The sequence below is a fragment of the Cryobacterium suzukii genome (genome assembly GCF_004403185.1).
Taxonomy (GTDB): Bacteria; Actinomycetota; Actinomycetes; order Actinomycetales; family Microbacteriaceae; genus Cryobacterium; species Cryobacterium suzukii.
Genome location: NZ_SOHJ01000004.1, coordinates 94,684 through 119,745, shown reverse-complemented (window position 1 = coordinate 119,745; position 25,062 = coordinate 94,684). Strand labels below are relative to the sequence as shown.

The following is a 25,062-nucleotide window of genomic DNA, read 5'->3' as shown; positions in this document are numbered from 1 at the left end:
GTCCGTCGGCCCAATTACTTGACGGCGGTTCTGCGCTGCGCGGTGATCTGCTCGGTGACCGGGCCGAGCTTGGCTCGTTGGATCTCAGCGTAGACGTGCGAGCGCAGCTCCATGAAGCGGGGCAGCGCTCGGGTGTTGAGCTGGTCGCGTTCGGCCGGCAAGTCGATTGTGAGGTCTTCCTGCACGACGGTCGGGGAGCTTGAGAGCACGATGACGCGCTCGCCGAGGTAGACCGACTCGTCGATGTCGTGGGTGACGAACAAAATCGTCACGCCGAGCTGCTTCCAGATGGTGCGAATCAGGTCTTCAAGGTCGGCGCGGGTCTGCGCGTCGACGGCAGCGAACGGCTCATCCATCAGCAGTACCTGCGGGCGGTAGGCGACGGCGCGGGCGATGGCCACGCGCTGCTGCATGCCGCCGGACAGCTGCCAGGGATAGCTTTTGGGCACGTGGTCGAGTCCGACCGACTTGAGGGCTGCATCCACGAACGCGGCGCGTTCGGCCTTCGGAACCTTCTGGTTCTTCAGTGGCAGTTCCACGTTGGCGCGCACGGTCATCCAGGGAAAGAGGCTGCGGCCGTATTCCTGAAAGACGACGGCCATCGACTTGGGCGGCCCGGTGACCTTGGCGCCGGCTAACTCAATGGTGCCGCTGGTCTGTTCCATCAAGCCGGAGATGCACTTGAGCAGGGTGGTCTTTCCCGACCCTGATGGGCCAACCAGGCAGACCAGTTCGCCCTCGGCGAGGTCGAAGGTGAGGTCACGTACGGCCTCGACGTCGCCGCCGGGCACCTTGTAGATCTTCTGCAGGCCGCGCACCGAGAGCATCGGCACGGTTTTGACGGGCTGGTTCATGGTGGTCTCGCTAACTGTCATGAGTGATCTCCTTCAGACCGTGGTACCAGTGCAGTACCCGTCGTTCGACGAATTGAAAGATGAGGGCCAGGCCCAGGCCGATCAGACCGAGCACGACGATGCCGCTCCACATCTCGGGGATGGCGAAGTTGCGTTGGAACTGCACGATGGTGAAGCCGAGGCCAGAGGAGGAGGCGAACATCTCGCTGATGACCATCAGAATCAGGCCGATCGACAGCGATTGGCGCACTCCGGCCATGATCTGGGGAGTCACAGCGGGAAGCACGAAATAGCGGATGCGTGCGAAACCGGTAATACCGTAGCTGCGGCAGCTGTCGTTCAGTACCGAGTCAACGGCGCGCACGCCCTCGACGGTGTTGAGCAGCACCGGCCAGATGGCGCCGGAGATGATGACGGCGACCTTCATGCTGTCGTTGACGCCGATGAGCAGCATGAGCAGCGGCACGAGCACGGGCGGTGGGATGGCGCGAAAGAATTCGAGCAGCGGTTCGAGCAGGTTGCGCAGCCAGCGGGTGGAACCGATCAGCAGGCCGAGCACGATGCCGAGGCCGATGGCAAAGAATAGGCCGACCGCGAGACGGCCGAGACTCGGTAGTACGTCGTCGAAGAAGCGGTCGCCGATCCAGGTGGTCCACAGGGTCTGGGCGAGTTCAATGGGCTTGGGTACGAAGAAGTTGGTGGAGCCGAAGGACAGCGCGTACCAGAGAACGATGAGCAATATGGGAAGGCCAAAGAAATAGGCGATGCGTGTGAGGGGACTCACAGGACGACGTCTCCTCTCACGGAAGGATGCCACGACAGCACCCGCTTTTCCAGAATGCGCGCGCCGAGGTTGATGAGCACACCGATCATGCCGGTGGCCAGAACCAGGGCATACATCGAGGAGATGGCGCCACCGGACTGGGTGAGTGCAATCTGCTTGCCGAGGCCGGGGGTGCCGATGATGAGTTCCGCGGTGATCGCCAAAATCAGGGCGACGGCCGCAGCCAGGCGCAGCCCGGTCATCAGGTAGGGCAGCGCGGTGGGCCAGATGACGTAGCGCACCCGGGCGAGCCGGCCGAGGCCGTAACTCTTCGCGGTGTCGTTGGCGACGGCATCCACATCAGCAATGCCGTAAAGCAACTGCAGCAGCACCTGCCAGAACGAGGCATAGACCACGAGTAACAGGGTCGACTCGATGCTGGTGCCGAAGATCAGCACGGCGAGCGGAATGAGAGCGACCGAGGGGATCGGGCGCAGAAACTCGATCGTGGTGTGGGTGGCGCGGCGGAGGAACCGGCTGGAACCGATAACGAGGCCGACGACGATCGCAGCCACCGTGGCGATGGCGAGGCCCAGTGCCCAACTCGTCATGGTGTCGGCGACGTCGTTCCAGAACGCGGCCTCGGTGAGGTACTGCCCGAGCCGCACCAGCACCTCGCTGGCCGGTGGCAGGTAGCGGTCGCTGACCAGGCCGAGGCGGGGAGCGGCTTCCCAGATCAGGAAGAACAGGACAATTCCGCCGATGCCCAGGCCCAAAGCTTTCGCTTTCGGCCCGGCAACGGCGCTACGTTGTTTTCTCATTCTGGCAAGCCACTTCCTCGTGGTCGGAGCGATGCAAACGGATGCTGCGCGGCTACGGCAGGAACGTGCTCATGTCGGGCGCGTTCTCGACCACGCCGTACTTGAGGGCCGCCTCGCTGAGCGCCGTGACGGCGTCAACGTTGAACTCGGTCGGGTAGGTCGGCAGTACGATCTTGGCGAGCACCTCGGCCGGTGTTTCGGTGTAGGTCGCGATGATCGCGCGCACGGCGTCGGGATTGGCCTGGGCGTATTCAAGCGACTTTTTCATCGCGGCCTGGAACTTCGTGACCAGTTCCGCGTCTCCCGCCACGGTGGCAGCGGAGGAGAAATAGGCGGCTATGTCGAGCTTGTCGGCAAATTCAGCGAAGCCGTAGGAGAGGACCCGGTTACCGTTCTCCAAAGCCGAAGTCACGAACGGTTCCACCACGAACGCCGCGTCGACCTGGCCGTTTTCCACGGCGGCGCTGGAATCCGGGAACGGGATTTCAACGAAGGAGACGGTGGACGAGTCGCCACCGGCGCTGTCAATCGTGCTGCGTGCGACGGTGTCGAGCAGATTGTTGAGGCTGTTGGTTGAGACGGTCTTGCCATTGAGGTCGGCGAGAGTTTCAATCGGCGAGTCGCCGCTGACGACAATGGCTCCCATATCGCTCGTGACATCTCCGGTAGAGGCCACGGCTGCACTGACGAGTTCGAGCGGCAGGCCCTTATCCTTGGCGACCATGAGTGAGCCCAGGTTGCTGAAGCCGAATTGATAGTCGCCGTTAACGATGGCGGGCACGATCGCGGCACCGCCGGTGGCGGTCTCGATGGTGAGTTCGAGGCCCTCGTCTTCGAAGAAACCCTGGTCGAAGCCCAAGTAGAGGGGAGCGGTGTCGGCGATCGGGATGACACCCACCGTGACAGGTGTCAGTGCGTCGCCGCCACCGGCGGGCGCAGCGGAGTCGGAACCGGCCGAGCAGGCGCTGAGGGCGAGAACGGATGCCGCGGCAATTCCGATCAATAGCGATTTCTTCATGTTCACTCCATTGTGTGGTGGTGCGGGTCGTGCTGCTGTGGCTACGCGGGGCGCCGCGAGCCTGATGATCGGCTCTGATTGGAGACTAGCCACGGATTTCCCCACTCAAACCTGCGCTTCCATTCAGTGGAAGTTCTCGGCGGATCGCGGTAGCGTGACGTGCGATGAGTGGAAAACCGGCACAGACACGGGCGAGCGGCGACGAAGTAGCCGTGGACGACCGTTCCGTCGCGGCCCGACTCTTCGCCATTCTCGACGCCTTCGGGGCTCCCACCGGGGCGACCTCTCTCACCCTGACCCTGACAGCCATCGCCCAACGGGCCAACCTGCCGCTGTCGACCACACACCGGCTCGTGGCCGAGTGGGTCAGCTGGGGAGGCCTGAGCAAACACGAGAACGGCCAATACTCGCTCGGCATGAAGCTGTGGGAGCTCGGCGTGCAGACCCCGACGGCCCGCAACCTGCGCACCATCGCGCTGCCCTACCTCGAAGACCTCTACGAGACGACGCGCGAACACGTGCACCTCGCCATTCTCGACGGGCGCGACGCGCTGTATCTGGAGAAGCTCTCAGGCCATCACGTAGTGCGCCTGATTTCGCGGGTCGGTGCGCGCCTGCCGCTGCACTCGACCGGGGTCGGGCTGGTGCTGTTGGCCTACGCGCCGACCGATGTGGTGCAGGAATATCTCGCCACGAGCTTGCAGCGCTTTCTGCCGCGCACGGTCACCGAGCCAGAAGCAGTACGAAAGCGGCTCGCCGAGATTCGCTTGATAGGCATCGCCCGCATGTCCGAGGAGATGACCGCCGGCTCGAGCTCTCTGGCCGCCCCCATTCGCGATCGCACAGGCCAGGTCGTAGCGGCCGTATCCATCGTGACCCGTACCACCGACACGGTTGACCCGGAGCAGGAGCAAGCCGTGCGCCTGGCCGCGCAGGGGGTCAGTCGGGCGCTGGGTTACCGGCGTGCTCAGCAGTGAAGGAGTGTCGACCCTTTCACTGAGTGGAAACGCTGCACCGCACCCGCGCGCAGCGCAGCACACTGGTCGGATCACCCTGTCATTGTTGCTAGGAGAACCTGTGCCCCACGAAACCACCCGCGTCGCCATCATCGGCGCCGGTCCCGCCGGCCTTCTCCTAAGCTGGGCCCTGCGTGACGCCGGCATCGACTCGATCGTCGTCGAAAACCGCTCGCAGGACTACGTGCTCGGCCGCATCCGGGCTGGCGTCCTGGAGCAGGGCTCGGTCGAAACCCTGACCCGACTCGGGTTGGGTGACCGCCTCGCCTCCGAGGGTATGCAGCACGACGGAATCTTCCTGCAGTACGCCGGTGAGCGTCACAATGTGGATTTCAACGAGCTGATCGGCCGCACGGTCACCGTCTACGGCCAGCAGGAGGTTGTCAAAGACCTCGTCAACGCACACGCTGCCGCCGGGTCGACGATCTATTACGCAGCCTCCGACGTGGTCGTCGATGGCCTGACCACCAAGAACCCGAGCGTGACGTTCGTGCACGACGGCGAGCAGCACACCATCGACGCCGACTTCGTCGTGGGCGCCGACGGCTTCCACGGCATCTGTCGTGCGTCGATCCCCGCCGAAGAGATCACCCTGTTCGACCGCAGCTACCCCTACGCCTGGCTCGGTATTCTCGCCGATGTCGCACCGTCATCCGACGAGCTGATCTACGCCCTGCACGAGGACGGCTTCGCGATGCTCTCGATGCGCTCGCCGATCGTCTCCCGGCTGTACCTGCAGGTCGACCCCGCCGACGATATTGTGAACTGGTCGGACGACCGCATCTGGGAGGCGCTGCACACTCGGCTCGGCACCCCCGGCTGGGCCCTGCAGGAAGGCCAGATCACCGACAAATCGATCACCCCGATGCGCAGCTTTGTCGCTTCCCGCCTCGCCTACGGCAACTTGTTTCTGGTCGGAGACGCCGGCCATATCGTGCCGCCGACCGGCGCGAAGGGCCTCAACTCGGCCATCTCCGACGTCACCCAGCTCGCCGCAGCCCTCATCGCGTTCTACGCGAATAACGAGACGCTCCTCAGCAGTTACAGCGAGAGCGCGCTGGCCCGGCAGTGGCGGGTGCAGCAGTTCTCCCGCTGGATGACCGAGATGCTGCACACCACCCCCGGCGACCTGCAGAGCGGCGCCTTCGACTACCGCAGCCAGATCGGCCAGCTCGACTACGTCACCCATTCGCCGCTCGCTGCGCGCATGCTCGCCGAGCAGTACACCGGCCTCCTGCTCTAGACGGGGCGTCGCAGGGTGCCATCGACCTGATTCGATACCGGTCGAATCACGACTGAATCTTACCCGTGCCCTTGACAAGAACTCGTCACGGGTTTGACAATGTACTAACTAGTACGTACTAAGAGTGAATCTTCAACCAAGGATATGAATCGATGACGATTTTCGACCGACCGGAACGACCTCTCGTGCTCGTGGTGAACGGGCCGAACCTGAACCTGCTCGGCTCCCGAGAACCAGCCACATACGGCACCGCTACCCTTGACGACCTCGAACAGCGCGTTGCCGCCGCGGCCGAGCGGCTCGGCGTGGACACCACGTTCGTACAGAGCAACCACGAGGGCGTGTTGATCGACGCCATCCACGCCGCGCGCCACCAGGCAGTGGGAATCATCATCAATGCCGGGGGCCTCACCCATACCTCCGTCGCTATCCGCGACGCGATCTTGGCCGTGGGCCTACCGACAGTCGAAGTCCATCTCACCAACGTGCACGCCCGCGAACCGTTCCGCCACCACTCCTTTTTATCCGACGTCGCGGAAAGTGTGATCGTCGGGGCCGGCGTCATGGGCTACGTCTTCGCCCTTGAGTGGCTCGTGACCCGGGTAGGGATACCGGCTGCCCCGGCGCCCGCTGCGGGGGGCGTCGAATGACCGCGACGGCTAGCTACCTCGTCGGGCTTATCGGCGCGGGCATCACCGCATCGCTGACCCCACCAATGCACGAGCGGGAGGGGGGTCACCTCGGCTTCGATTACGACTACCGCATTCTCGACCTGCTCGAATCGGGCCGGGCGCCGGGCGATGTCGGCGTGATGCTCAAGGAAGCCCGGGACCTGGGCTTCGCGGCTTTGAACGTGACGCACCCGTGTAAACAACTCGTAATCCCCTTCCTTGATGAGCTCACCCCCGCCGCCACGCACATTGGTGCCGTGAATCTGGTGCTCATCCAGGGTGATCGGTTTATCGGTCACAACACCGACTGGACCGGATTTCGCTCGGCCGTACTCGCCGGCCTGCCCGATGCACGGCGCGACCGCATCGTGCAGTTCGGTTCCGGTGGCGCCGGCTCCGCCACCGCGTACGCACTCCTGGCACTCGGCGTGCACCGGCTGGCGATCGTGGATGTGGAGCCCGACCGCGCCCGGGCCCTGGTCAACGCCTACGCACCGCTGTTTCCCGACCAGGAGGTATGCATGAGCACTCCCGATGACCTATCCCTCGACCTCGCCACCGCCGACGGTGTCGTGCACGCGACTCCGACCGGCATGAAGGAATACCCGGGCCTTCCCTTCGACGTGACCGCACTTGCCGCAGCGGCCTGGGTCGCCGACATCGTCTACCGGCCGATCGATACCGAGTTGCTGCGAACCGCGCGATCGATCGGTCACGACGTTCTTGACGGGGGACGGATGGCCGTGGGCCAGGCGGCCGACAGCATCCGCTTGATCACCGGTGCCGAACCAGACCCGACTCGGATGCGCGCACACTTTCTGGAGATGCTCGGTAACGACGGCGCGCCGGTCGTGGCCGCACGGGGGCGGGCCTGATGCGCTCATCCATTGCGACCGTGTGCATCAGCGGGTCACTCGGTGACAAGCTCACTGCCATCGCCGACGCCGGATTCGACGGCTACGAGTTGTTCGAACTCGACCTCGTCACGAGCCGGATGTCTCCCGAAGAGGTCGTGACCCGTTCCGCCGACCTGGGCCTCTCGATCGACCTCTACCAACCCTTCCGTGACTTTGAAGGGGTCGCACCAGGCCTGCTCGACCGGAACCTACGCCGCGCTGAGCACAAATTTGAGCTCATGAATCGTCTTGGCATTGACACCATGCTGCTCTGCTCCAACGTGGGCACCGCCACCTGTCCCGACGACTCCGCCGCCGTCGACCAGCTCGGCAGCCTAGCTGCCCTCGCCTCGCGAAACGGTGTGCGTATCGCCTATGAAGCGCTCGCGTGGGGAAAATTCGTCTCCACCTATGAGCATGCCTGGCGCCTGGTCGAGCAGGTCAACCACGATGCCCTCGGCATATGCCTGGACAGCTTCCACATTCTGTCGCGCGGGAGCGATCTCGACGCGATCGCCACCATCCCGGGCGAGAAGATTTTCTTCTGCCAGTTGGCGGATGCCCCGCTCATGAACCTCGACGTGCTGAGCTGGAGCCGGCACTACCGTTTGTTCCCGGGAGAGGGTAGCTGGGACCTCGCCGACTTCGTGGCCCGACTCGTGCACGCCGGCTACCGGGGACCACTCTCACTCGAGGTCTTCAACGACGTGTTTCGGCAGGGCGACCCGGTGGTCACCGCTCGGGACGCCCGCCGCTCGCTCGTTCTCCTCGAAGACGCCGCCCGTGCGGCCCGGCTCCCGCTCGCTGCTTTGCAATCTTCCGCTCTCGATGGTTTGCCTGCACCCGACATCCTGGCTGGTCTGCCCCGCGTCGACGCCAGCCGCGGTTTCAGTTTCATCGAGGTGCAACCGGGGGCCGGTACTGCAGTTGACAATGTCCTGGTGCAGCTCGGTTTCACCCACCAGGGCAAGCACCAGCGCAAGAACGCCCAGCTCTGGTCCCAGGCCGGTGTGCACGTCATAGTCAACGACGACCTCACAGGACCGCGACCCCGCCTCGCTGCCCTCGGGTTCGAGGTCTCCAACGTGCAGCGCGCCTCCGCCAGAGCCATCGCGCTGCGCTCCCATCTGCTGCCCCGCGACCGCGCCATCGACGAAGACATTCTCGACGGCATTTTGGCGCCCGACGGCACGGAAGTGTATTTCAGCGAACGCGACGGCGAGACCCCGAGCTGGCTCGCAGAATTCGGCACGGGCGGGAGCGTCCCGACCACGGTGCCGACCTTGCCTCCCACCGGAATCACCCACGTCGACCACGTGGCGCTCGTGCAGCCGTGGCAGCGCGCCGACGAGGCCGTGCTCTTTTATCAGAGCGTTCTCGGCCTCGCGGTGTCCGACGGCCTCGACCTCGCAAGTGAAGCCGGACTCGTGCGCAGCCGGAGTCTCGTCACCGCCGACCGCGGCGTGCGTCTCGCCCTCAATGTGACCCCGCTGCAGCCAGAGACAACCGAGGTCTACCTTAACCACATCGCGCTGCACACCGACGATCTTGTAGCGACGGTGTCCGAGCTGCGGGCCAGAGGCGCCCGCCTGCTGCCGATTCCGCAGAACTATTATGAGGACCTCGATGCCCGGCTTGACCTGGGTGCTGAGTTGGTCGAGACTCTGCGCTCGCTCGAGATTCTCTTCGACCGCGACGACCGGGGTTGCTTTCTCCACGTCTATACGATGCCGATCGGCCAATTGTTCTTTGAGATTGTGCAGCGCACCCAGGGTTACGACGGTTACGGCGCGGCCAATGCTCCCGTGCGGCTTGCCTCGCAGCGTGCCGAGGAACGAAGGAGACCGACCGACTAACCTCGCCCTTCGTTCCACCCGCAGCCATACTCAACGAAGTAAAGGATCAATGATGACCCCTGAATCAACCCCAAGCAGCACACCCGTCGTTACGGAGGCCAACCCGCGCCGCGCGGCCGCCGCCGCGTGGATTGGCAGCGCGCTCGAGTACTACGACTTCTTCATTTATGGCACCGCCGCTGCGCTCGTCTTCGGCCGCGTCTTTTTTCCCGACAGCAACCCGCTCGCGGGGACCCTGCTCGCCCTGGCTACCTTCGGCGTCGGCTACCTTGCCCGACCGATCGGCGCCCTCGTGCTCGGGCACCTCGGCGACACCGTCGGCCGCAAGAAGGTGCTCGTGCTCACGGTGCTGCTCATGGGCATATCGACCGTACTTGTCGGCTTCCTGCCGAGCTATGAACAGATCGGTGTTGCTGCACCTGTCCTGCTCGTGGTGCTGCGCCTCGCCCAGGGATTCTCGGCCGGTGGCGAGCAGGCCGGTGCCAACTCCATGTCAATGGAACATGCCCCGGACCACCGCCGGGCGTTCTTCACGAGTTTTACACTGAGCGGCACCCAGGCCGGCCAGATCTTCGCCACCGCCGTCTTCATCCCCGTGGCGTTGCTTCCCGAAGCCCAGCTGCTCAGCTGGGGTTGGCGCATCCCCTTCTGGATCAGCGCCATTGTCATCCTCGTCGCCTTTCTGATTCGCCGCACGCTCGACGAAACTCCTGTCTTCACGGCGGAGGTCGCCGTGGGCACCGTCGCCGAGGTTCCCGTGCGAGTCCTGTTCCGCGACCACTGGCGCGGCGTGCTGCGCGTCATCGCGGCCGCCCTGATCGCATCGGTCAGCACTATCTTCACCGTCTACGCGCTGAGCTTCGCCGTGAACACCGTGGGGCTCGACCGTACCACCATGCTCTGGGTCGGCGTTCTCGCCAACGTCGCCGCGCTTGGCACGATTCCGCTCTGGGCCATGCTCTCCGACCGGGTAGGTCGCAAGCCCGTCTTCATCGCCGGCTCACTGGGCTGCGCCGCGCTCATGTTCGCTTACCTGTATGCCATCTCGATCGCGAATTACCCACTAATTTTTGTCGTGGGGATCGGCATGTTTGGCTTTGTGTACACGGCTACCTCCGCCGTCTGGCCGGCGTTTTACGCCGAGATGTTTCCGGCCGCCGTGCGCCTGTCCGGGATGGCCATCGGCACCCAGATCGGCTTCGCGGTCGCCGGTTTCGCCCCGACCATAGCGATCGCCGTGGCCGGTGACGGTTCCAACGCTTGGTTCGTCGTGGCCGTGATCACCGCGATCATCTGCGGCATCAATGTGATCGCCGTCGCGACTGCCAGGGAAACTTTTCAGACGCCAATGAATCAACTCGGACTGACGCGTGGGGCGCGCGCGCCGCAGACAACGCGAGTCACCGTCTAGCAGTGAACCCCGCGTATGGTGGGGGAATTGGCGGCCACGGCGGCCGTAAGGTTCAGCCAGGGCACGGAGGAGCACCATGACCGCGATCATCGTGGCGGACGGCGTACACCGCCGCGACCCCGAACGCACCAGGCGGGAGATCCTCGAGGTCGCGACCGCTGAATTCGCCGGGAGTGGATTTGCCGGGGCCCGCGTCGATCGCATCGCTGCCCTGACGCGCACAACCAAGCGCATGATCTATTACTACTTCGAATCGAAGGAAGGCCTGTACCTGCAGGTCATGGAAACGGCCTACGCGCTCATTCGTACCGTCGAACGCGAACTCGATGTCGCCGGGTTGTCACCGATCGACGGGTTGCGCGCGCTGGCTGAGTTCACCTACGACCATCACACCAGCCACCCCGATTTCATTCGACTCGTCAACATCGAAAACATCCATCGCGCCCAGCACATTAGCAAGTCGACCGTCATCCACGATCTCAACTCAACCGCGATCGAGACCCTGGAGGACTTGTTGCGCCGCGGAGTCGCTTCGGGAGAGTTTCGTACCGATATCGACGCCCTCGACGTGCATGTCATGATCAGCGCCTACTGTGTCTTCCAGGTGTCCAATCGCTACACGTTTCGCACCCTATTCGGCCGCGACCTCCTCGAACCCGAGCGGCACGCTTACTACCGGCGCCTGGTCGGCGACATGATCGTCGCCACCATGACCGACCTGAATCGCCCCGATCTGGCGTCTTCGACGCCCGGCAGCTAGCGGTCCGGACCCAACTTCCACTGAGCGGAAGTGCCCCCCGCGGGGCGGGACTCGTCCACCACACTCAGAATAACCACCTGTCACCGTTGCTAGGAGAATGCGTGCCCCACGACATCGTTTCGGCCCCCACCCGGGGTTCCGGCCACGAATCTCAGGATTCCATCACCATCGAGATCGAAGCGATCGAAGCGGATGCCGCAGCCCGCGTCGCCGCCGGCGGCTCGCCCGAGCTGCAGCCTCGCCGCGACTACGCCCCGTACCGCAGTTCCCTGCTGCGCCACCCCACCCACGAGCTCGTGCGCGTCGACCCGGAAGAGGTTGAACGCCTCTCGCCCGCCTTCGGCCACACCGATGTCAACGTGCTTGAAAGCGACCTCACCATCCAGCACGCCGGCGAACCGATCGGCGAACGGATGACCGTGAGCGGCCGCGTGCTCGACGGTGAGGGCCGCCCGGTGCGGCACCAGCTGATCGAACTGTGGCAGGCCAATGCCGGCGGACGCTACGTGCACAAACGCGACCAGCACCCCGCGCCGCTCGACCCCAACTTCACCGGAGTCGGCCGCGCCATCACCGGCGAGAACGGCGAGTACTCCTTCACCACGATCAAGCCGGGCCCGTACCCGTGGAAGAACCACGTGAATGCGTGGCGACCGGCGCACATCCACTTTTCGCTGTTCGGGACCGCGTTCACGCAGCGACTGATCACCCAGATGTATTTTCCTGGCGACCCGCTGTTCGCGCTCGACCCGATCTACCAGTCGATTGCCGATGCTGATGCCCGCGCCCGCCTGGTCGGGCAGTACGACCACAGCCTGAGCGTGCCCGAGTTCTCGCTTGGCTACAACTGGGACATCGTGCTCACCGGGCCCAAGTCCACCTGGATGGAAAGCGAAGAAGACCATGACTGACATCGTGCTCACCGGATCGATTTCAAGAGAATCCAGAAGACCATGACTGAGCCCACAACCGCGCAGAAACCGGCCCTGCAAACCCCGTCGCAGACCGTCGGCCCGTTCTACGGCTACGCCCTGCCCTATGTGGGCGGGCCGGAACTGGTTCCCGGGTACCATCCCCGCGCCATCCGCTTTCACGGCACCGTCACCGACGGCGCCGGTGAGCCGATCCTCGATGCCCTGCTCGAGATCTGGCAGGCCGATGAGAGCGGCGCGCTCAGCCGAGAACTCGGCAGCATCGACCGCGACGGCTTCACCTTCACCGGCTTCGGCCGCTGCGCCACGACGATCGCCGGCCACTACACCTTCACGACGCTCAAGCCAGGGGCAGCTGGGGCGGCAGCGCCCTACATTCTGGTGACCGTGTTTGCCCGTGGCGTCACCCATCACCTGTTCACCCGGGCCTACTTCGCCGAGGATTCCGCGCTGCACGCAGCCGACGCCGTGCTCAGCGCCGTGCCGGGAGACCGCCGCGACACGCTGATCTGCGTGTCAGAGGGAGTCGTCGGGGGAGCCGCGTCGTACCGCTTCGACATTCGCGTGCAGGGCGAGAACGAGACCGTCTTTTTGGACTTCGATGCCTAACTTCACGTTTGATGCCGGACTGCTCAACCCGCTGAGCCATGGCACTCGGGAATCCGAACTGACCAGCGACCAGACCTGGCTGCAGGCGATGGTCGACGCCGAGCTGGCGCTCACCCGCGCACTCGTCGACGCCGAGCTTGCTCCAGAGTGGATGCTCGCCGTCTGCGACGCTCTCGCGGATGCGAGTCAGTTCGACCTCGCGGCGATCGCCGTTGAGGCGCGCGGCGGCGGTAACCCGGTCATCCCGTTCGTGAAACACCTCGGCCGCGCCGCCGAGAAGGTGCGGGCCGGGGCGTCAGACCACATTCACGTCGGAGCGACCAGCCAGGACATCCTCGACACGGCCGCGATGATCGTGGCCCGCCGCGTGACCTGCGAACTCATCCACCAGCTCGATTCCCTTAGCGCGACCCTCGCCGGCCTCGCCGACGAGCACCGCGGCACCGTGATGAGCGGCCGCACCCTCGGCCAGCAGGCCTCGCCGACGAGCTTCGGCTTCGTCGCTGCCGGCTGGCTCGATGCCGTGCTGCTCATCGTCACCCGGCTGGACGGCATTCGGGACACTCTGCCGGTGCAGCTCGGCGGGGCGGTCGGCAACCTCGCCGTGATCACTGAGATCGCCAAGGCCCGGCGCAGCGAAGCGGTCACCGCCGGCATTCTGGACACGGTACTGGAACGGTTTGCCCACCACACCGGCCTGGTCGTGCCGCGCCTCAGCTGGCACACCAACCGCGTCGTCATCTCTGAACTGGCCTCGGTGTTCGCCGCTGCGACCGGCGTGGCGGGCACCTTCGCCCTGGACGTATCGGTGCTCTCCCGCACCGAAATCGCCGAGGTCAGCGAACGCCTCGCTCCCGGCCAGGGCGGATCCAGCGCCATGCCGCACAAACGCAACCCGGTATCGGCCGTGCTGATCACGGCGGCGGCGCTGCAGACGCCGGGTCTCGCATCCACTCTCTATGGCAGCATGCTGGCCGAAGACCAACGTCCAAGTGGGGCCTGGCATGCCGAATGGCAGGCGCTGCGGGTGCTCGAACGGCTCACGATTTCGGCTGTGACCGGCGCTGCGTCGCTCGCCGCCCGCCTCGACGTCGACCCGGATCGTATGCGGGCCAACCTCGACCTCACCGACGGACTCGTGTTCAGCGAGCGGGTCACCACAATTCTGGCGGAAACCGTCGGCAAGACCACCGCGTTCGCGCTGGTCGAACGGGCCTCGCAGGAAGCCTTCGTCACCAACCGCCCGCTGCAGGTGGTGCTTGCGAGCATCCTGATCGCCGATGGCTGTTCCGATGCGCTGCGCGCGCAGATCTGGGCGGCCTTCGACTATGAGGGCCAGCCGGGCCAGTCGGCGGCCGGCATCGACCGCGTCGTGCGCAGCTTTCGCCAGCGAGCGGATGCGTCGGCCGTGTCGGGAGCAGGCGATATCGTCGAAGACGCCACACTCTCTACCAACGACGTGAGGATCTCATGAGCCAGCCCGTCATCCTCTGCACCGTCGAGCCGGCGCGAAACGGTGACGCCAACGCACCGCTGATCGTGCTTGGCCCCTCGCTCGGCACCACGACCGATCTCTGGGCGAGCGTCGTGCCCGTGCTGGCAGCCAGCCACCGGGTGCTCTGTTTCAACCTGCCCGGTCACGGTTTCAGTCCGACGACTTCTGCAGCGTTCACGATCGAGGAGATTGCCGACGCCGTCGTCGGCCTGGTCGACTCGATCAAGGTCGATGCCTTTCATTATGCCGGAATCTCGCTCGGCGGGGCGATCGGTCTCGCCCTCGCGGTCAACCACCCCGGACGCCTGGCAAGCCTCGCGGTGTTCTGCTCGGGCGCGAAAATCGGCACGACGCAAGGCTGGACCGACCGCGCCGCCGGGGTTCGGGCGAGCGGCACCCCCTCGCTCGTGGCGGGCAGCGCGGCACGTTGGTTCGCCCCCGATTTTCTCGGGCGCGACCCCAAAGCTGGAGCGCAGGCGCTCAACCAACTGCTCGATATCGACGACGAGTCCTACGCGCTGGCCTGCGAGGCGCTCGCTCGTTTCGACCAAACGGATGCCGTCGGCGGTATCCGCACGCCAGCGCTGTGCGTCTCGGGCGAGTTCGATACCGTGACGTCGAGCACGCAGCTGGAGGAGCTTGCGGCGCGCATTCCCGGAGCTTTTGCGACAGTGATCGCCGGTGCCGCGCACTTGCCGTCGCTGGAACGCCCGGCCGAGGTCGGCACGCTGCTCGGGGAGTGGGTGGCCGGCGCCTCGGCTGGCGCTGGAAGGGGCAGGTCCGGTGCGGCGGCGGCCGCCACGACCGCGGCTCCGGCGGCGCTTTCGGCTGACCGCACCGCGGCATCCGCTTATGCCGACGGCATGCTCGTGCGGCGGGCGGTCCTCGGCGACAAACACGTTGACGCGGCGACCGCCGCGATCACCCCCGAAACCGCGGTCTTTCAAGATTTCATCACCCGCTACGCCTGGGGTGAGATCTGGACGCGACCTGGCCTCGACCGGCGCACTCGCAGTTTTCTCACCATCGCCGCGCTCGTCACCGGCGGGCACGAGGGCGAACTCGCCATGCACGTGCGAGCCGCCCTGACCAACGGCCTGAGCCGGGCCGAGATCAGCGAAGCCATTCTGCATACCGCCATCTACGCGGGCGTGCCGGCCGCCAATGCCGCGTTCGCCGTAGCCCGTGAAGTCTTCGCCGGGCTCGACGCGGCTTCCGAAACCCCCCACGACACCGCCATTTGGCCGAACTAGAGGACCAGCACCATGGACAAGACCTACCCCTCAGCCGCGGCCGCCGTCGCCGACATCCCCGACGGTGCCTCGCTCGCCGTAGGCGGGTTCGGCCTGGTCGGCGTGCCGATTGTACTCATTCGCGCCCTGCTCGCTCTCGGCAGCACCAACCTGCAGGTTGCGTCGAACAACTGCGGCGTCGATGGCTGGGGGCTCGGCGAACTGCTCCGCGAAGGGCGAATCAGCCGCGTCATCGCCTCCTACATCGGCGAAAACAAGGACTTTGCGCGCCGCTACCTCGGCGGGGAACTCGAGGTTGAGCTCACCCCGCAAGGTACCCTCGCCGAGCGCCTGCGGGCTGGCGGCACCGGAATTCCGGCGTTCTTCACCGCGAGCGGCGTCGGCACCATGGTCGCCGACGGCGGACTGCCCTGGCGCTACGGGCCAGACGGCGAGGTGACGGTGTCGTCGCCGCCGAAAGAAACCCGCCGGTTCTCCTCGCTCGGCAGCGAGAAAGAGTACGTGTTCGAAGAGGCAATCGTCACTGATTACGCCCTCGTGCGTGCCGCGAGGGGGGACCGACACGGCAACCTTGTGTTCGAAAAATCCGCCCGTAACTTCAACCCGGTGGCCGGCATGGCCGGCCACATCACCATCGCCGAGGTCGACGAGCTGGTCGAACCCGGGCAGATCGACCCCGATCAGGTGCACCTCGCCGGCATCTATGTGAACCGCATCGTGCAGCTCGGCGCGGTGGACGCCGCCGACCTGCCGATCGAGAAGACCACGACGCGGCCGCGGCCGGCAACAGAAGTTGGAGCGAACTGATGGCCCTCACCCGCAACGAGATGGCGGCCCGCGCCGCGCAGGAGCTCTCGCCCGACTCGTATGTCAACTTGGGAATCGGTCTGCCGACGCTCATTCCGAATTTCCTGCCCGAGGGCGTGCACGTCGTGCTGCACTCCGAGAATGGGGTGCTCGGCGTTGGACCCTACCCTTGGGAGGGCGAAGCCGACCCCAAGCTGATCAACGCCGGTAAGGAGACGGTCACCGTAAATCCGGGCGCCGCGTACTTCGATTCGGCGCAGAGCTTCGGCATGATCCGCGGCGGCCTGATCGACGTGGCCGTGCTCGGCGCCATGCAGGTCAGTGTGGTCGGCGACATCGCGAACTGGGCGGTGCCCGGCAAAATGATCAAAGGCATGGGCGGTGCGATGGACCTGGTGCACGGCGCTGACACCGTCATCGTCGTGATGGAGCACGTCACCAGGGCCGGCGACTTCAAGATCAAGAAGGTCTGCGACCTGCCACTCACCGGCAAGGCCGTCGTCACGCGCATCATCACCGACCTGGCCGTGATCGATGTCACCCCCGAGGGGCTCGTGCTGCGCGAGGTCGCGCCCGGCATAACCGTCGACGAGGTGCAGGCCGCGACCGAAGCGACCCTGCTCGTTCCAACGCCGCCGACCACGATCACGACGCTGGTCGGGACGAGCGCATGATTCCGTCGTTTCCGAACACCCTGATCGACAGCGGAGTCGCCGCATGACCGCCACCACGCTGCGCCAGGTCGTCATCTGCGAACCGCTCCGCACGCCGATCGGTCGGTTCGGTGGCGTGTTCAAAACCGTCGCGCCGGCCGACCTTGCCGCGGCGGTTATCTCCGCGCTGATCGAACGCACCGGACTCGACGGCGCCCTCGTCGACGACGTGATCTTCGGCCAGGCCTACCCTTCGGCCGAGGCAGCGCCGGTCGCTCGCGTCGCCGCCCTCAACGCGGGGCTGCCCGTCACCGTCGGCGGCGTGCAGGTCGACCGCCGCTGCGGTAGCGGACTGCAGGCCATCCTCGACGCCGCAATGCAGGTGCAGACCGGCGTCAGCGATCTGCTGATCGCCGGCGGCGTTGATGTCATGAGCCAGGCTCCGCTGTACACGGTCGATTCCCGCTGGGGTCTGGCCGGAACCGCCGGTGTGTTGCTGCGCGACGCCCTCGGCCGTGGCCGCGAAACCGCTGGCGGCCGCCATTATCCGGTGCCCGGCGGAATGCTCGAAACCGCTGAGAACCTGCGCCGTGACTACTCGCTCGATCGGGTCGAACAAGACGAGCTCGCCGCCCGGTCCCAGCGCCGTGCCCTCGCCGCCGTCGCCGACGGCCGCTTTCTCGAGGAGATCGTGCCGGTCACCGTGTCCGGCCGCAAGGGTCCCGTCGTCGTCTCGGTCGACGAGACCCCGCGCGAAACCACGCTCGAGGCGCTGGCCGGCCTGAAACCGATCATGGGCAAAGCGGATGCCGCCGCCACCGTCACCGCCGGCAACGCCAGCGGGCAGAACGACGCGGCGGCCGCCTGCATCGTGACCACCCCGGAGCGCGCGGCCGAGCTCGGCCTGACCCCGATCGTGCGCCTCGTGTCTTGGGCGCGGGCCGGCGTCGAGCCCTCCCGCATGGGCCTCGGCCCGGTGCCGGCGACGAAGCTCGCGCTCGACCGTGCTGGCCTCACCCTCGCTGACATGGACCTGATCGAGCTCAACGAGGCCTTCGCCGCCCAGGTACTCGCCGTCAGCCGGGAGTGGAACTTCACCCCGCAAGACTGGGCCCGCACGAACGTCAACGGTTCTGGCATCTCGCTCGGTCACCCGGTCGGCGCGACCGGCGCCCGCATCCTCGCCACCGCGAGCCGGCACCTGCAGCGCACCGAACGCCGCTACCTGCTCGAAACCATGTGCATCGGCGGCGGGCAGGGGCTCGCGGCCATCTTCGAGCGCGCGTAGCGGCATCCGCTCGGCTGCGCAGGGCGTCGCTAGGCTCCCGGGGTCGCCTTCCACCATCGAGCCGTGAGTTTCATCTGCCGAGCCGTGAGTGTCAGCCCGAAAATCGCCTGAATTGGCTTAGGACTCACGGCTCGGCGAACGACGGGGACCGAGACTCACGGCTCGGTGAGCGGATGCCGCCACGCGGGCTACCAGCGCGCGCCGCGTTCGGTCAGGGCTGCCCGCACTCGGCGCAGAAGTTCAAGGCCACCGTTCTTCAAGTCGTCGTCGGTGACGCGCACCATGCGCCAACTCTGGTCTTCGACGCGTTCGCGCCGGGTGATATCCACGCGGAATTGACGCGGATCGCCGCGGTGCCCATCACCCTCGTACTCGAGACAGACTCGAAGACTCGGCCAGGCCAGATCAACCCGGGCCACGAAGACGCCGTTTGCATCCCGGATCTCGAAGTTGACCACCGGTTCTGGTATCCCAGCATCCACGAGAAACAGACGCGTCTTGGTTTCCTGCGGCGAGTCGACCGCAGCCCGAGCGAGACCCGCAGCCTCGCGCAGGGCGCGGCATCCGCGTCGCCCGATCAGGCGCGCCGCGACGGCGCGAAGTTCGTCGGGCGTGTGCCACGGGTTGCGGCCGCTGCACAGAAAGTCCGCCACGGCGACGAGTTCGACCCGTGTCAGCACCTGGCCGAGGTCGATCCAGGTCTGCACGAGGCTGGTCACGGGAAAGCCATGCACCCGCGGCATACCGCACCCCACGCCCTCATGTCCGATGATTCCCACCATCTGCGGTGCCCGCGTGCCCGCTGGCACCGAGACATGCAACCGACGATCCGATTCCAGACGACGAGGCAACCAGATCCCATGAATCACGGCCGCCGTCGCGTGACTGAAGACGTGCGTGGACGGCATCCGTTTCGAATAAGCCCTGGCCAGCTCGAGAGTGGACGCGGGATGCTCCCGATCCGTGCGCAACCGACGAAACGACAGGACTGCGCGTTCAGGCATGGTGGGCATGCAGCGATCATGACGGGAATCGCCCTCGCGCATATTTGTTATCCACAGGCAACCCGTTACTGCGTGAGCGGATGCCGCGGCCAGGGTCGAACGCCCAGCCGTGCCGAGAAATGCCGAGCCAAGCCGAGCCGTGAGTTTTAGTCGCCGACCCGTGAGTCCTGGCCCGAAAATCGCCAGATATGGCCTGAAACTCACGGCTCGGCGAGCCCTGGAGTTCCAAACTCACGGCTCGGCGAGCGGATGGCCGAGGACAAACGCCTACTGGAACGCGGAGATGCCCGTGATGGCACGGCCGACGACGAGGGTGTTGATTTCGTAGCTGCCCTCGTAGGTATAGAGCGCTTCGGCGTCGGCGAAGACGCGGGCCATACCCCAGGAGGTGGAGATACCATTGCCGCCGAGCACCGAGCGGCCAAGCGCCACGGATTCCCGCATGCGAGCGCTGGCGGAGGCTTTGGCCATGGCGGCGTGCTCGGGCCGGAGCGTGCCGGCCTGTTGCAACTGGGCGATGCGCACCATCGTGCCGAGGGAGGTCGTCGCGTTCTCCAGCATGCGCACGAGCTTTTCCTGCACCAGCTGGAACGACGCGATCGGCTTGCCGAACTGCTGGCGGTCGAGGGCGTACCGCAGCGCATAGTCGTAGGCGGCGAACTGTAGCCCCACGGTCTGCCAGCCGACCCAGACTCGGGAGTTGGTGAGCAGCCGGTTGGTGTCGCGAAAGCTGGTGGCCCCGGGCAGGCGGTCACGTTCGGCGACCACGACGTGGTCGAGGGTGATCGTGGCGTTCTGCACTATGCGCAGCGCGATCTTATTTTCGATCTTTTCGGCCGTGAACCCGTCCAGGGCCGCGCTGACGATGAAACCCTTGATCTGATCGTCGGCGGTGTCGCGCGCCCAGACCAGCACGTTGGCGGCGAAGGTTCCGCTGCCGATCCAGTGTTTGACGCCGTTCAGGGTCCACGAGTCGCCGGAGCGGGTCGCGGTCGTGTCCATATTGCGGGAGACGTCGGAGCCGTGCTCCGGTTCGGTGAGCGCGAACGCACCGATCTTGCGCAGCGAGATGGCGTCGTCCAGGTACCGTTCGCGCTGGTCGTCCGTGCCCAGCTGGGCGATGGCCGCTGCGAACAATCCGCTGTGCACCCCGACGAAGGTGGAAATCGAGGCATCCACTCGCGAGAGCTCGAGGGTCATGAACCCGTGCAGCAGAAAATTGTTGCCGCGCGCGCACAGTTCAACCAAGTTCAGGGCGGTGAGCACGGGGACGATCTCAAACGGGAAGGTCTCGTTGTTCCAGTGCTCTGCTACGACCGGGCGCACATCGCGCTCGAACACCACGCGGGCCTGGGCCACGAGCTGCCGCTCCTCTGGGGTGAGCAGGTCTTCGTAGCAGAAGAAATCGGTCGTGGAACCGGTGAAGAACTTGGGGGTGGCCGCATCCGCTGCGGTGCTGCCGATCTTTGGGCTGTCAATGACGGTGCTCATGGCGGGTCCTCTCTGACCTGGTACCCCTGAATTGTGCGCCAATGAGAGGAATTGCGCAATCTATCGCCGGAAGACCGTGCATAGTGCTTCTCCTCAGGCGCGGATGGCCCCCCATATTGCCCCCAATGCGTGAAGCTAGCGCGCGGCGGAGGTGTTCATGGTGAGCACGTCGGTGCCATTCAGATCGTGCAGGGTCAGCGTCACGGTCACGGCGCCGAGCGTGCCGAGCGAGGTCACGTGGGTGCCGCCGCAGGGGATGCGCACGCTCGCGCCGGGCAGTTCGCAGACCCAATAGCGGCGATCGGTCAACAGGTCGCCGTCGCGGTCGATGCGCACAGCGGCATCCGTTCCGACCCACCCGGCGAGGGTCGCGTTGACGGTAGCTTCGATGGAGGCAAGCGCTGCGTCGAGGCCGTCAACCGAAAATCCCTTCTTGCGCAGAGACTTGCCGAGCCGGTAGGTATCGACGGACGCGTTCGGTCCGATGAGGGATTCGTCGATGGCGAGCCCGTCGAAGTCGGGGGTGCCGAGGGCGTCGGGGCGCACCTCCTTCTTCCACCGGTCGGCGAGGGCGGCGTTGAGGGCGAGGGAAGCGAGGTGGCAGCCGGTGTGCCCGGCGCTCGTGGAATCGCGCAGGCCTTCGTCGACCTCGACGGTGACGGTGTCGCCGGCGTTCAATCCGGCCGCGTCGACCACGTGCACCACGACGAAGGCCCAGCCGGGCGTTCCCTTAGCCACCGGAATGTCGTCGCCGATGTAGAGTGCCGATCCGTCGGTGGCTCCCACGATGCAGTCGTCGACCGGCCAGAAGGCGGCGCCGTGGTGCAGCAGCGCCAGATCGGGACCCTGGTCGGGCCAGCCCGCATCGACCGGATGCACGCAGGTCGCGTCGAGGAGCACGGCGAAGCGTCCGTCGCCGAGCGGCTCGGCGTGCACTACGGTCGCCTCGGTATCGACGGCGCCGCTCGGGTAAAGCACGCGGGTGTCTTCGGTGGGCAGAGTCATGGCTGTTCCTTTTCGAGCGGATGCTGGCGGCAAAGAAAAAGGGTGCCGCCACGATCGTGGCGGCACCCCGTGCGTCTGTTGGAACCTAGCTCTTGCGGGCCCGAGAAGCGGTCTCTTCAGACTTCGCCTTCTTGTCGGCCCTCTTTTCCTTGAGGGACTTGTCGGCAACCTTCTTGGTTGCATCCTTTTTCGGTGATTTATCAGCCATTGTGTACTCCTTCGCGCCGAGCCGTGGGGCCCCGTCACCTTGAGAATACGCGGATTTGCCGCAAACGTCATCTCGGGTCTCCGATCGTCGCGGCCGAACCGGTCAACTGGGCAGAAGACCTGTGCACCCACTGCCGGTGTGTCGTATGCTGACGCTCTACTGAACCGTTATCTCGTTGAAAGGTCACCGTCATGAGCCATAGCGCCACCTACCGGGCAGTACTCTTTGGACCCAACCCGATCGCCGCCGGAACCGAGGTGGAGCTGGAATACATCGACGGTGACTACCAGGACGTCATCGTGCTCGAGGCGGTCGAAGACACCGAAACGATCACGCGCACCTACAAGCGCGGCCGCGAGACCGATGAGCCCATTCCGTACCGCTTCGTCGAGGAAGACGTGGCCGATTCCGGCGGCGAGGCCGATGTTCCCAACTGATCGGTGGGACCGCGGCATCCGCTCTGAAAGCGGATGCCGCACCGCGCTAGATGCGCTTGGTGGAGTCCCGGCCGAGCCGCACCGGCAGGGCCATGAGCGGCCCGACGAAGCGGCGCTGAAGCCGGCGAGCCGGGCCCCACACGATCTGCACAATGTACTGCGACAGCAGGGCGCCGGCCGCCAGGGCCATGGCGATACCCGCAGCCGTGAGCAGGGAAAGCAGCCCGTTGATGTCGCCTTCCGACAGCATGAGCAGCCCGCGAAACAGGGTGAGTCCTGGCACCAGCGGCACGAGAGCCGTCACCATGATGACCAGCGGCGGGGTACGCACGATGCGGGCGGTAACAGCGGCTAGCAGCCCGACGCCGAGGGCGCTCGCCGCCGAAGCCCACACCATTCCGAAGCCTGCGGCCAGGGCCGCGACGAACAAAAATTCGGCGAGGGCACCAAGCACGCAGACCACCCAGACCGCACGCCACGGTACCTGCACGGCGAGCGCAAACCCGATCACGATCACGATCGCTGCCACGAGCAGCACCGGCAGAACGCCGAGCGTGACGATCGGGTTCGAATCGATCTCGAGCAACAGCCCGAAGCGGGCCAGGAACAGCGCAGAACCGGACACCCCGGTAACCAGACCGGCCGTGATGAGCAGGGCCTCCACCATTCGGGCGGTGCCGGTGAGATAGAACCCCGACAGCGTGTCATGCACGGCGCCGAACGTGGTCACTCCGGCCAGAAGCATAATGATGGTCGCGACGACCACGAGAGAGGGGTTCGCCGTGGGATCGATCAGCCCGACGATCGCGGCGACGATCGGGCCGATCGCGCCCCCCACGACGGTCTGATAGAACAGCGGAACCTGGCGATGGTCAAGCACCGAAGTGATCCAGTCAATGATCCAGGTGGCGATGAACGCGGCGATGATCACCGTGGGCCCGGCGCCGATGAGTACCGCGGCGCCCGTTCCGACCAGGCTCCAGCCGATGCGGCGCCACTGCTTAGGCACCTGCGGCTTGGAGCTCACGATCGTCGCCAGAATTTTTCGGGCTTCGGCGACCTCGATCGGCTTCTCGATGATGTCGGCGATGAGCTCCGACGTCGCGGTGAGCTTGGAGTAGTCCAGCGTGCGGTACTTCACGTTGCGGCTGCGAATGATCGACTCGTGCGTCAACGCATCTTCCTGCGTGAGCGTGATGGTCGTGTGCGTGATATTGGCGTCGGTGCCCTTGAGCCCGTAGGCCCTGGTGAGCGCGATCATGGCGGCGGTCGCATCTTCGGCGCCGGCACCGGCGGTGAAGATGACCTCGGCGAGGCGCATGGTGAGGTCGAGCACCGCGCGGGTGTAGCCGGAGTGGTCGAGCGAGATGGCGGTGGTTTTGCTGAAACTCATGAGGTGCGCAAATCAATTGGGCCGAGGGCGGATGCGGCGGCGGTCGCGTGCGCGGAGTCCGCGTCGGAGGGGTGGAAGAAGCCCGCGAGCACATCGCGGTACAGCCGCGCGAGTTCGGAGCTTGCGTTGAAGGCGGAGCCGCCCGCGACCTGCACTGCGGTATCGACGACAAACTTGGCGTTCTGGGTGGCCCGATACTTGAGGCCGGACAGCTGGGCAAACCAGGCCGGACCGACCGTGAATGAACGCTCGTCAACCGCGCGAGCGAGGGCATCGATCTGCGGGTAGATGCCGTCCATCGCAATGACGAGTTCGCCCACCCGCCAGCGTGCCACCGGATCCTGCGCGTGCGTGCGCCCGTCGTTCCTCCGCGATGTACGTCGGTGCGCGCCAGCGACGGCGAGTTCGAGCGCACGCTGGCCGATACCGGTGTACACCGCACTGAGCAGGATCTCAAAGTTGGCGAAGATGCCGGCGACGAGCGGGTCGCCGTTCGGGCCGACTGGCAGCCGGCGCACGACCCGGTCGGGGCGGGCCAGCGCACCGTTGAGCACGGTGCTCTGGCTCTGGCTGGCGCGCATGCCGAGGGTATCCCAGTCGTCTTTTGAGTGGATGCCGGCATCCGCACGATCGAGAAAAGCCCAGACGATCGCAGGGTCGTCCGGGTCGGAAGAATCGAGGCCCAGGGTGCCGAGCCTTGTCCAGACGGGGGAGAGGGAGGTGAAAACCTTGGTGCCGGTGAACCGGTAGCCGCCGTCTGGCTGGGGGATGGCATCCGTTGTCGAACCGAATAGGACGAGGTCGTTGCCGGGTTCGCTCACGCCGAAGGCGAAGATTTCGCCGCGGCCGGCCTCCTCGAGCAGAAAATCGAGCGAGTGATCGCCTTGGGCGTAGAGGCTCGCAGCGACTCCCGTCCAGATCAGGTGCATGTTCACCCCGAGAGCGGTGGCCGGGGCGTATGCGGCGAGCCGGGTTTGCGCGCGCGCGGTCTGCGCCAGGGTGTGGCCGAGTCCGCCGAACCGGGTCGGCACGAGGGCACGCAGATAACCGGCGGCGACGAGCTCCTCAAGGTCGTCGGAGAAGAACGTGTTGGCCTGGTCATAACCGGCAGCCCGCGAGCGGATGCCAGCCAGGATCTGGTCAGAAAGAAGCGGCTCGTTTTGGTCGCTTGTGGGTAC

General features: G+C 65.7%; 25 protein-coding genes. 15 read left to right on the top strand and 10 right to left on the bottom strand.

The genetic code is table 11. The annotated features are described in order from the left end of the window. Positions 1–14 precede the first annotated feature (14 nt). Genes E3T39_RS04940 through E3T39_RS04925 form a run of 4 tightly spaced genes read right to left on the bottom strand, consistent with a single transcriptional unit; the run spans position 15 to position 3,456 of the window. On the bottom strand, positions 15–875 hold the full coding sequence (locus E3T39_RS04940) for an ABC transporter ATP-binding protein (protein ID WP_241979522.1): 861 nt from the start codon (positions 873–875) through the stop codon (positions 15–17). Continuing rightward, positions 865–1,638, bottom strand: coding sequence for an ABC transporter permease (locus E3T39_RS04935; protein ID WP_174845093.1), 774 nt, complete (start codon positions 1,636–1,638; stop codon positions 865–867). Before E3T39_RS04935 ends, E3T39_RS04940 begins: the two co-directional genes overlap by 11 nt. Then, a complete protein-coding gene (locus E3T39_RS04930) occupies positions 1,635–2,438 on the bottom strand; it encodes an ABC transporter permease (RefSeq protein WP_134513625.1) in 804 nt (267 codons plus the stop codon). Before E3T39_RS04930 ends, E3T39_RS04935 begins: the two co-directional genes overlap by 4 nt. A gap of 52 nt (positions 2,439–2,490) precedes the next feature. Continuing rightward, a complete protein-coding gene (locus E3T39_RS04925) occupies positions 2,491–3,456 on the bottom strand; it encodes an ABC transporter substrate-binding protein (protein ID WP_134513624.1) in 966 nt (321 codons plus the stop codon). A 164-nt stretch (positions 3,457–3,620) separates the two neighbouring features. Here E3T39_RS04925 and E3T39_RS04920 point away from each other — a divergent pair, with 164 nt between their 5' ends. From E3T39_RS04920 to E3T39_RS04855, 14 genes are all read left to right on the top strand, one after another. Further along, positions 3,621–4,433, top strand: a complete 813-nt coding sequence (locus tag E3T39_RS04920) for an IclR family transcriptional regulator (RefSeq protein WP_134513623.1) — start codon at positions 3,621–3,623, stop codon at positions 4,431–4,433. 100 nt (positions 4,434–4,533) lie between these two features. Then, entirely contained in the window at positions 4,534–5,715 is a 1,182-nt protein-coding gene (locus E3T39_RS04915; protein WP_134513622.1) for a 4-hydroxybenzoate 3-monooxygenase, read from the top strand. 152 nt (positions 5,716–5,867) lie between these two features. Further along, on the top strand, positions 5,868–6,365 hold the full coding sequence (aroQ, locus tag E3T39_RS04910) for a type II 3-dehydroquinate dehydratase (RefSeq protein WP_134513621.1): 498 nt from the start codon (positions 5,868–5,870) through the stop codon (positions 6,363–6,365). After that, positions 6,362–7,261 carry a shikimate dehydrogenase gene (locus tag E3T39_RS04905; protein WP_134513620.1) on the top strand — a complete coding sequence of 300 codons (900 nt, stop codon included), beginning with the start codon at positions 6,362–6,364 and terminating at the stop codon, positions 7,259–7,261. Before aroQ ends, E3T39_RS04905 begins: the two co-directional genes overlap by 4 nt. Then, complete coding sequence (locus tag E3T39_RS04900; protein ID WP_134513619.1) at positions 7,261–9,138, top strand: bifunctional sugar phosphate isomerase/epimerase/4-hydroxyphenylpyruvate dioxygenase family protein; 1,878 nt, start codon at positions 7,261–7,263, stop codon at positions 9,136–9,138. Before E3T39_RS04905 ends, E3T39_RS04900 begins: the two co-directional genes overlap by 1 nt. Before the next feature lie 52 nt (positions 9,139–9,190). Beyond that, entirely contained in the window at positions 9,191–10,549 is a 1,359-nt protein-coding gene (locus tag E3T39_RS04895; protein ID WP_174845092.1) for an MFS transporter, read from the top strand. Positions 10,550–10,625: 76 nt separating this feature from the next. Further along, entirely contained in the window at positions 10,626–11,309 is a 684-nt protein-coding gene (locus tag E3T39_RS04890; RefSeq protein WP_134513617.1) for a TetR/AcrR family transcriptional regulator, read from the top strand. 101 nt (positions 11,310–11,410) lie between these two features. Further along, positions 11,411–12,220, top strand: coding sequence for a protocatechuate 3,4-dioxygenase subunit beta (gene pcaH / locus E3T39_RS04885; RefSeq protein ID WP_241979521.1), 810 nt, complete (start codon positions 11,411–11,413; stop codon positions 12,218–12,220). 42 nt (positions 12,221–12,262) lie between these two features. Further along, positions 12,263–12,850: a protocatechuate 3,4-dioxygenase subunit alpha gene (pcaG, locus tag E3T39_RS04880; RefSeq protein WP_134513615.1), complete on the top strand. Its 588-nt coding sequence runs from the start codon at positions 12,263–12,265 to the stop codon at positions 12,848–12,850. Continuing rightward, positions 12,843–14,324, top strand: a complete 1,482-nt coding sequence (locus tag E3T39_RS04875) for a lyase family protein (protein ID WP_134513614.1) — start codon at positions 12,843–12,845, stop codon at positions 14,322–14,324. Before pcaG ends, E3T39_RS04875 begins: the two co-directional genes overlap by 8 nt. Beyond that, a complete protein-coding gene (gene pcaDC / locus E3T39_RS16625; protein ID WP_134513613.1) occupies positions 14,321–15,598 on the top strand; it encodes a bifunctional 3-oxoadipate enol-lactonase/4-carboxymuconolactone decarboxylase PcaDC in 1,278 nt (425 codons plus the stop codon). Before E3T39_RS04875 ends, pcaDC begins: the two co-directional genes overlap by 4 nt. Positions 15,599–15,610: 12 nt before the next feature. Continuing rightward, positions 15,611–16,405 carry a CoA transferase subunit A gene (locus tag E3T39_RS04865; protein ID WP_134513612.1) on the top strand — a complete coding sequence of 265 codons (795 nt, stop codon included), beginning with the start codon at positions 15,611–15,613 and terminating at the stop codon, positions 16,403–16,405. After that, complete coding sequence (locus tag E3T39_RS04860) at positions 16,405–17,079, top strand: 3-oxoacid CoA-transferase subunit B (RefSeq protein ID WP_134513611.1); 675 nt, start codon at positions 16,405–16,407, stop codon at positions 17,077–17,079. Before E3T39_RS04865 ends, E3T39_RS04860 begins: the two co-directional genes overlap by 1 nt. Positions 17,080–17,122: 43 nt before the next feature. Continuing rightward, complete coding sequence (locus tag E3T39_RS04855) at positions 17,123–18,346, top strand: acetyl-CoA C-acetyltransferase (RefSeq protein WP_174845091.1); 1,224 nt, start codon at positions 17,123–17,125, stop codon at positions 18,344–18,346. A gap of 188 nt (positions 18,347–18,534) precedes the next feature. Here the strand turns inward: E3T39_RS04855 and E3T39_RS04850 are convergent, their stop codons facing one another. The 4 genes from E3T39_RS04850 to E3T39_RS16545 form a co-directional block, all read right to left on the bottom strand. After that, a complete protein-coding gene (locus tag E3T39_RS04850; RefSeq protein WP_134513610.1) occupies positions 18,535–19,359 on the bottom strand; it encodes a hypothetical protein in 825 nt (274 codons plus the stop codon). A gap of 258 nt (positions 19,360–19,617) precedes the next feature. Further along, entirely contained in the window at positions 19,618–20,841 is a 1,224-nt protein-coding gene (locus E3T39_RS04845) for an acyl-CoA dehydrogenase family protein (protein WP_134513609.1), read from the bottom strand. Positions 20,842–20,976: 135 nt separating this feature from the next. Continuing rightward, a complete protein-coding gene (locus E3T39_RS04840) occupies positions 20,977–21,846 on the bottom strand; it encodes an alanyl-tRNA editing protein (protein WP_134513608.1) in 870 nt (289 codons plus the stop codon). A gap of 85 nt (positions 21,847–21,931) precedes the next feature. Further along, complete coding sequence (locus tag E3T39_RS16545) at positions 21,932–22,054, bottom strand: hypothetical protein (RefSeq protein WP_255408738.1); 123 nt, start codon at positions 22,052–22,054, stop codon at positions 21,932–21,934. A 191-nt stretch (positions 22,055–22,245) separates the two neighbouring features. Here E3T39_RS16545 and E3T39_RS04835 point away from each other — a divergent pair, with 191 nt between their 5' ends. Then, complete coding sequence (locus E3T39_RS04835) at positions 22,246–22,491, top strand: hypothetical protein (RefSeq protein WP_134513607.1); 246 nt, start codon at positions 22,246–22,248, stop codon at positions 22,489–22,491. A gap of 46 nt (positions 22,492–22,537) precedes the next feature. On the opposite strand, the gene E3T39_RS04830 is transcribed toward E3T39_RS04835, so the two are convergent. Continuing rightward, a complete protein-coding gene (locus E3T39_RS04830; protein ID WP_134513606.1) occupies positions 22,538–23,884 on the bottom strand; it encodes a threonine/serine exporter family protein in 1,347 nt (448 codons plus the stop codon). Further along, positions 23,881–25,020 (bottom strand): acyl-CoA dehydrogenase family protein, encoded by a 1,140-nt coding sequence (locus E3T39_RS04825; protein ID WP_420898147.1) that lies wholly within the window; start codon positions 25,018–25,020, stop codon positions 23,881–23,883. Before E3T39_RS04825 ends, E3T39_RS04830 begins: the two co-directional genes overlap by 4 nt. Positions 25,021–25,062 lie beyond the last annotated feature (42 nt).

Excerpts from the sequence above, each read along its gene's own strand:
- E3T39_RS04860 (WP_134513611.1), top strand. The coding sequence starts at position 16,405 with ATGGCCCTCACCCGCAACGAGATGGCGGCCCGCGCCGCGCAGGAGCTC.
- E3T39_RS04855 (WP_174845091.1), top strand. The coding sequence starts at position 17,123 with ATGACCGCCACCACGCTGCGCCAGGTCGTCATCTGCGAACCGCTCCGC.
- E3T39_RS04845 (WP_134513609.1), bottom strand. The coding sequence starts at position 20,841 with ATGAGCACCGTCATTGACAGCCCAAAGATCGGCAGCACCGCAGCGGAT.
- E3T39_RS04840 (WP_134513608.1), bottom strand. The coding sequence starts at position 21,846 with ATGACTCTGCCCACCGAAGACACCCGCGTGCTTTACCCGAGCGGCGCC.
- pcaG (WP_134513615.1), top strand. The coding sequence starts at position 12,263 with ATGACTGAGCCCACAACCGCGCAGAAACCGGCCCTGCAAACCCCGTCG.
- E3T39_RS04920 (WP_134513623.1), top strand. The coding sequence starts at position 3,621 with ATGAGTGGAAAACCGGCACAGACACGGGCGAGCGGCGACGAAGTAGCC.
- E3T39_RS04890 (WP_134513617.1), top strand. The coding sequence starts at position 10,626 with ATGACCGCGATCATCGTGGCGGACGGCGTACACCGCCGCGACCCCGAA.
- E3T39_RS04905 (WP_134513620.1), top strand. The coding sequence starts at position 6,362 with ATGACCGCGACGGCTAGCTACCTCGTCGGGCTTATCGGCGCGGGCATC.
- pcaDC (WP_134513613.1), top strand. The coding sequence starts at position 14,321 with ATGAGCCAGCCCGTCATCCTCTGCACCGTCGAGCCGGCGCGAAACGGT.
- E3T39_RS04895 (WP_174845092.1), top strand. The coding sequence starts at position 9,191 with ATGACCCCTGAATCAACCCCAAGCAGCACACCCGTCGTTACGGAGGCC.
- E3T39_RS04875 (WP_134513614.1), top strand. The coding sequence starts at position 12,843 with ATGCCTAACTTCACGTTTGATGCCGGACTGCTCAACCCGCTGAGCCAT.
- E3T39_RS04900 (WP_134513619.1), top strand. The coding sequence starts at position 7,261 with ATGCGCTCATCCATTGCGACCGTGTGCATCAGCGGGTCACTCGGTGAC.
- E3T39_RS04830 (WP_134513606.1), bottom strand. The coding sequence starts at position 23,884 with ATGAGTTTCAGCAAAACCACCGCCATCTCGCTCGACCACTCCGGCTAC.
- E3T39_RS04930 (WP_134513625.1), bottom strand. The coding sequence starts at position 2,438 with ATGAGAAAACAACGTAGCGCCGTTGCCGGGCCGAAAGCGAAAGCTTTG.
- E3T39_RS04925 (WP_134513624.1), bottom strand. The coding sequence starts at position 3,456 with ATGAAGAAATCGCTATTGATCGGAATTGCCGCGGCATCCGTTCTCGCC.
- aroQ (WP_134513621.1), top strand. The coding sequence starts at position 5,868 with ATGACGATTTTCGACCGACCGGAACGACCTCTCGTGCTCGTGGTGAAC.
- E3T39_RS16545 (WP_255408738.1), bottom strand. The coding sequence starts at position 22,054 with ATGGCTGATAAATCACCGAAAAAGGATGCAACCAAGAAGGTTGCCGAC.
- E3T39_RS04865 (WP_134513612.1), top strand. The coding sequence starts at position 15,611 with ATGGACAAGACCTACCCCTCAGCCGCGGCCGCCGTCGCCGACATCCCC.
- E3T39_RS04850 (WP_134513610.1), bottom strand. The coding sequence starts at position 19,359 with ATGCCCACCATGCCTGAACGCGCAGTCCTGTCGTTTCGTCGGTTGCGC.
- E3T39_RS04835 (WP_134513607.1), top strand. The coding sequence starts at position 22,246 with ATGAGCCATAGCGCCACCTACCGGGCAGTACTCTTTGGACCCAACCCG.
- E3T39_RS04940 (WP_241979522.1), bottom strand. The coding sequence starts at position 875 with ATGACAGTTAGCGAGACCACCATGAACCAGCCCGTCAAAACCGTGCCG.